4 protein-coding genes are annotated in these 5,246 nt (G+C 43.0%); 3 read left to right on the top strand and 1 reads right to left on the bottom strand.

Annotated features, from left to right (window positions below; genetic code table 11):
- The first annotated feature begins 846 nt into the window (after window positions 1-846).
- Window positions 847-1,908, top strand: coding sequence for a GGDEF domain-containing protein (locus AC4II3_RS31050; RefSeq protein WP_488016235.1), 1,062 nt, complete (start codon window positions 847-849; stop codon window positions 1,906-1,908).
- Between the two features lie 3 nt (window positions 1,909-1,911).
- Here the strand turns inward: AC4II3_RS31050 and ntcA are convergent, their stop codons facing one another.
- On the bottom strand, window positions 1,912-2,589 hold the full coding sequence (gene ntcA / locus AC4II3_RS31045) for a global nitrogen regulator NtcA (protein ID WP_070391512.1): 678 nt from the start codon (window positions 2,587-2,589) through the stop codon (window positions 1,912-1,914).
- An 865-nt stretch (window positions 2,590-3,454) separates the two neighbouring features.
- Here ntcA and fabI point away from each other — a divergent pair.
- Together fabI and hisB are read left to right on the top strand one after the other, a co-directional pair.
- The gene (gene fabI, locus AC4II3_RS31040) at window positions 3,455-4,231 is read left to right on the top strand and encodes an enoyl-ACP reductase FabI (RefSeq protein WP_488016233.1); all 777 of its coding nucleotides are present in this window, start codon (window positions 3,455-3,457) and stop codon (window positions 4,229-4,231) included.
- Between the two features lie 231 nt (window positions 4,232-4,462).
- On the top strand, window positions 4,463-5,125 hold the full coding sequence (hisB, locus tag AC4II3_RS31035; RefSeq protein ID WP_488016231.1) for an imidazoleglycerol-phosphate dehydratase HisB: 663 nt from the start codon (window positions 4,463-4,465) through the stop codon (window positions 5,123-5,125).
- Window positions 5,126-5,246: the final 121 nt, after the last annotated feature.

Below are 5,246 nucleotides of genomic sequence, written 5' to 3'. Positions count from 1 at the left end.
GGTGCGCTTGACCCGTAATTAAATTCGCCACGGGTCGCACCGCTCCCCATCTCCCCATCTCCCCATCTCCCCATCTCCCCATCTCCCCACCCTCCATCTAATTATGGGTATTCAACCTGACTTGATCTTAAAGGTTAGTGGGAATAATAATGCTCTCACTCAGTTGAACAGTTAAGTGTTTTCACCATCTTAGATAAAGATTTAAAAAAATTACCCGGATACTGATAAATTGCTACTACCACTTGTGATAAAAACAAGAGAGTATTAGAGACAAGTATAAATTAGGTGCCCTTGGATGAAGAATTAAATTCGCCACCGGTCGCACCTCAGAATAATCCCTGTGCTCAGCTTTTGCTGAGTAACCCCTAATTAACTATGTGCCTAAGATGTGCATAAGTTGGCTTTGGATTCATCGGGGATTAAACTAATTTTTGTTGTTATTCAGGTTTATGTTCAATAAAACTCGTTAAACTAAAACTTATATCAAATTTATAAACGAGTTGTAAAAATCTACAAACCTAAAATCATGGTATTATTGGCATCCTGGCTGCTTGATAGTTCACCACCTATTTATAATTGCTACATACAGGAATATAGTTTGGAAATGATTGTTATAATATCACCTCATTTATCAAGAGGTCTACAGCTTGTGATTCACAATCCATATCGGGGAATGGGAAATCGGCAATGGATAATTGGTAAGAGATCCAACTGTACTTGAGCGGCCATTCCATAGTCAGCAATAGGCTCAATTTATTTAGCATCTATCTATCCCATAGCAAAATTCCATAGACTGGTGAATTTAGAGAAAAACGTATTAGCTAATACTTTCTTGAAGAAGTAGCAGTGTTAAGATTATTAATTCAGGGTGAATGTATTAGCTCTGTAGAGCTAACTATAAATAAAAACGATGCTTCTATAGATGCTTCTATATTAGTGGTAGGAAATAAACAGTTTATCACTGCATTTGTGAAGCGGACTTGCTATATAAGGTCTAGCACTGTCGAGGTATCTTGGGAACTTGATGATGTCATACAACTGATCAAGACTAGACAACCTGCTATTTTAATTTTGCAGGCAACGCAGGTGGCTAGTTTACAACTATGTCGTCAGATTAAAAAACAAAAGCTGCTCGGCTGGATATACTGCATTTTGATCAATGACTTGCCCGAAATAGCGATTACAACAATGGGACTAGACCCAAACTGGGAGTTAAGAGAATGTGCTCAAGCCCTAGAAAACGGTGCAGATGCCTACTTACGGATCAGTTCAATCAGTAATCAAGACTCAGCCATAGCTGTAGCGGAAAATCGCTTGCTTAAGGCACAAATTCAGGCAGGGTTACGAGGAGTGCGACTATACCGAGAAGCAATGCACACTAATGATTTCCTATCTAGGATAGCATTGGTTGATCCCTTGACAGAATTGAGCAATCGTCGGGCAATGGAATGGGAGTTACCCCGACAAGTCGAAAATGCCTTTCGTAAATCAACGCCCCTGAGTCTGATTATCCTAGATGTAGACTATTTCAAGTCCATCAACGACAACTACGGACATCCGGTAGGCGATCGCGCTCTCAAGCTACTGGCAAGTCGTCTCAAACATAACCTACGTATTCAAGATTCCCTGTTTCGCTATGGTGGAGAAGAGTTTGTGATTATTCTTAGTCACACTGACTGTGAAGAAGCCCGAGCAGTGGCTAACCGAGTGCTACATATTATTAGCGATCAACCGTTTCAGATTGATAAAAGATTGGTGCTGAGAATTACCATTAGCTTGGGTGTTGCTTCCTTTAACAAAAATCAGGACGACCATAGAGGGGAAAGCCTACTGCGATGTGCTGACCAGAACCTACGGATTGCTAAATCTAATGGTCGCAATCGGGTTTATTGTTGTTGCAATCACTAATTTTCAGGTAAATTGCTGACTCAAAACCACTGGCTTGTGGACAGTAATTTTTTTCTTGTGAATCGAAATCATTTCTTTTTCCCGTAGGTCTCCCAGTAGACGGGTGACAGTCACCCGAGTCGAACCGATAGCTTCTGCGATCGCTTGATGGGACAACTTCAGTTCAATGGTAATCCCATCCCCACAGGGTATCCCAAAGTCACGGCAGAGAATTAATAGAAAACTAACCAATCGAGACTCCATATCCCGATGAGCTAAGGTTTCGATCATCATTTCCGTCTGTAATATCCGAGACGATAGTCCCCGTAACATCAACATTGATAATTCCGGGTTTTCCTTCAGTGCTTTTTCTACCTGGTCAATCGGGGAAGAGAGTAACTCTACAGTTGTAAAGGCAACTGCATGATAGAACCGATCAGATTGGTGACCAGTAATCAGAGATAGAACACCGAAAACCGTATTTTCTCGCAGCAGTGCTACAGTGATTTCTTCTCCTACTTCGTATACTCTAGAAAGTTTGACAGCACCTTTTAGCAAAAAGTAAACCCGTTCAGCTGGATCTCCTGGGAAGAAAATCGTCTTACCTCGCTCATAGGTTTCTACGACTGGTGGAAACGCTCCTCTACCAATCTGACGAAAAACAGCAGCTAGTGGTGTATCCTGCGTCACAACCCTATCCATATCTATTCCTTTGTAGCAATGCCCCTATGTATTTATAGTGAAAAGACTTCCGGGGATGTTAAGCCACGGATTAGTCAATGAATCTTATCTATTTAGGCTTGTATATTTAGGCTATTTTAGCGGATTTTAAACAGTTTTAATTAGTTTGTCGTGAACTGCTACAACCGTTCTTAATTCCCCTTGCCCATCAATTTTGGCAAGTTTTGAGCTAATTTGCCAACAGGCCAACAGTATTAACTGCTAGTCTATAGTTTAGCAAGCTCTTGGCTTGATTTTCTCTTAACCCCTGAGGGGAAAGCGGCGATTAGTACCAATCATCGTGGAATCGACAAATTTATTTCTCATTACTTAATATCAATCTGAACTAATTTTTTGTAAAAATTGCTACCAAACACTAAAAATCTCAGGGGGAATGATTGGTGGTTACCTCAGGGGGTAAGCCTGAAGGGTTAACGGGAGACCCGGTTTGGGGTGTGGAGTTTAGGGTTTGGGATGCACAGTAGCCATTGCTATGGTTCTAGTGGGGTGAGTAACCTCACCCTCGCCTGCCATAACTAATCCCTATTAAGTCGGGGAGTTAGTGGCTATTTCGCTTCCGGGTGATTGCAGATCGCCGATAATAGAGTTAGTTTGATTACCTGGCACCCTTGTTTATAAACTATAATAAAGGTTTATACTTAAAATTTATAATAAAAATTATAACAATATAATACTTGACCAGACTTGGGCTCACAATTACCTATTACTAGTTGAAATAGAGCTGAAAAACTCAACGTTGCTGCATTCAGGGATATAATAACTGGGCTGTCATACACGGCTAACTAACCTTCAACCCTGACTCATAGCGCGACTCAACCTAAAAACCATGCTCGATCTCAACGGAAAAAATGCTTTTGTCACTGGCATCGCCAACAACCGCTCCATTGCTTGGGGGATCGCCCAACAGTTGCACAACGCGGGGGCAAATTTAGGTGTGAACTTTTTGCCTGACGAAAAAGGTCGCTATGAGAAAAAAGTTCGAGACCTGGTAGAGCCCCTCGAACCTAGCATTATCATGCCCTGTGATGTCCGAAACGATGCCCAAATTGAAGCAATTGCGGATGCGATCGCAAAACAATGGGGCAGACTCGACATCCTGATTCACTGTTTAGCCTTTGCCAATAAAGAGGATCTATCGGGAGAGTTTAGTCAGACATCCCGTGATGGGTTTTCCCTAGCCTTAGACATTAGCAGTTACTCCCTCAATCGACTAACAGCAGCTTGGAAACACTTGATGACTGATGGGGGTAGCATTGTCACCCTCAGCTATCTTGGGGGGGTTAAAGTAATTCCCAATTATAATGTCATGGGTGTTGCTAAAGCAGCACTGGAAATGAGTGTTCGTTACCTGGCCGCAGAACTCGGACCCCAAACGATTCGGGTCAATGCTATCTCCGCAGGACCAATCCGGACCTTAGCCTCTTCAGCAGTTGGGGGGATCATGGATATGATTCATCATGTAGAGAAAGTAGCACCACTGCGCCGCACTGTTACTCAGGAAGAAGTGGGTAAAGCAGCTGCATTCTTGTGTAGTGATTTAGCCAGTGGCATCACTGGTCAGGTTTTATATGTAGACGCTGGTTACGAAATAATGGGAATGTGACTCAGAACAATTGCGTCAACTATAGAATTGGAACATAAAAAGCGATGCAGCGCGGTCTTGGGGGTTTCCCCCATGAGCGACTGCATCAAGAATTGATAATTATTTCGCGCATTACGTCATGGTTGATGCAATGCGCGAATACTGAACTCAAGAATAATGAATTAGTTTGGTTACTGAGAAATAGGAAAATAAGTATTCAGTCAGACTAAGTTAGACAGGAGTAAAGATGTAATGCAAGTAAGCGATAACCCGACGCAGATCGAGAGCGGACCGATAATTCTCAACACCCAAGAGTCTAGGTTAAAGGCGCGAACAGCCTCAGTCAGGCGTACTACTGGGGAAACTGATGTACAAGTGTCACTGAATTTAGATGGTACAGGTATCTGCACCGCTAATACAGGCATCCCATTTTTAGACCATATGCTGCATCAAATCTCTTCCCATGGACTGATTGACTTAGAGGTGCAGGCAAAGGGAGACGTAGAAATTGATGATCACCACACTAATGAAGATGTTGGGATTACCCTAGGGCAAGCCTTGGCAAAAGCATTAAGCGATCGCAAAGGAATTGTCCGCTTCGGGAATTTCCTGGCTCCCCTAGATGAGGCATTGATTTTGGTATCTCTAGATTTTTCTGGACGTCCTCACTTAAGCTATGGTTTGGAAATTCCTACCCAGCGTGTCGGAACCTATGATACCCAGCTGGTGCGAGAGTTTTTTGTCGCACTGGTTAACCATAGTCAGCTCACCCTACATATCCGCCAACTAGATGGCATCAATTCACATCATATTATTGAAGCAACATTCAAGGCATTTGCCAGAGCAATGCGCATGGCTGTGGAAATTGATCCTCGTCGTGCAGGGATGATTCCAAGCTCTAAGGGGGTTTTGTAAGCGATGCAGCGCGGTCTTGGGGGTTCCCCCCATGAGCGACTGCATCAAGACAAAGCTATCCAAAAATCGTGACAGCTCCCACACTGACTCTTTGAGTTCAGTGTGGGCTTCCCAGCCAATC

The organism is Moorena sp., from assembly GCF_982860115.1.
The sequence above is the reverse complement of the archived record's forward strand: the minus strand, read 5'-3'. Positions and strand labels throughout refer to the sequence as shown.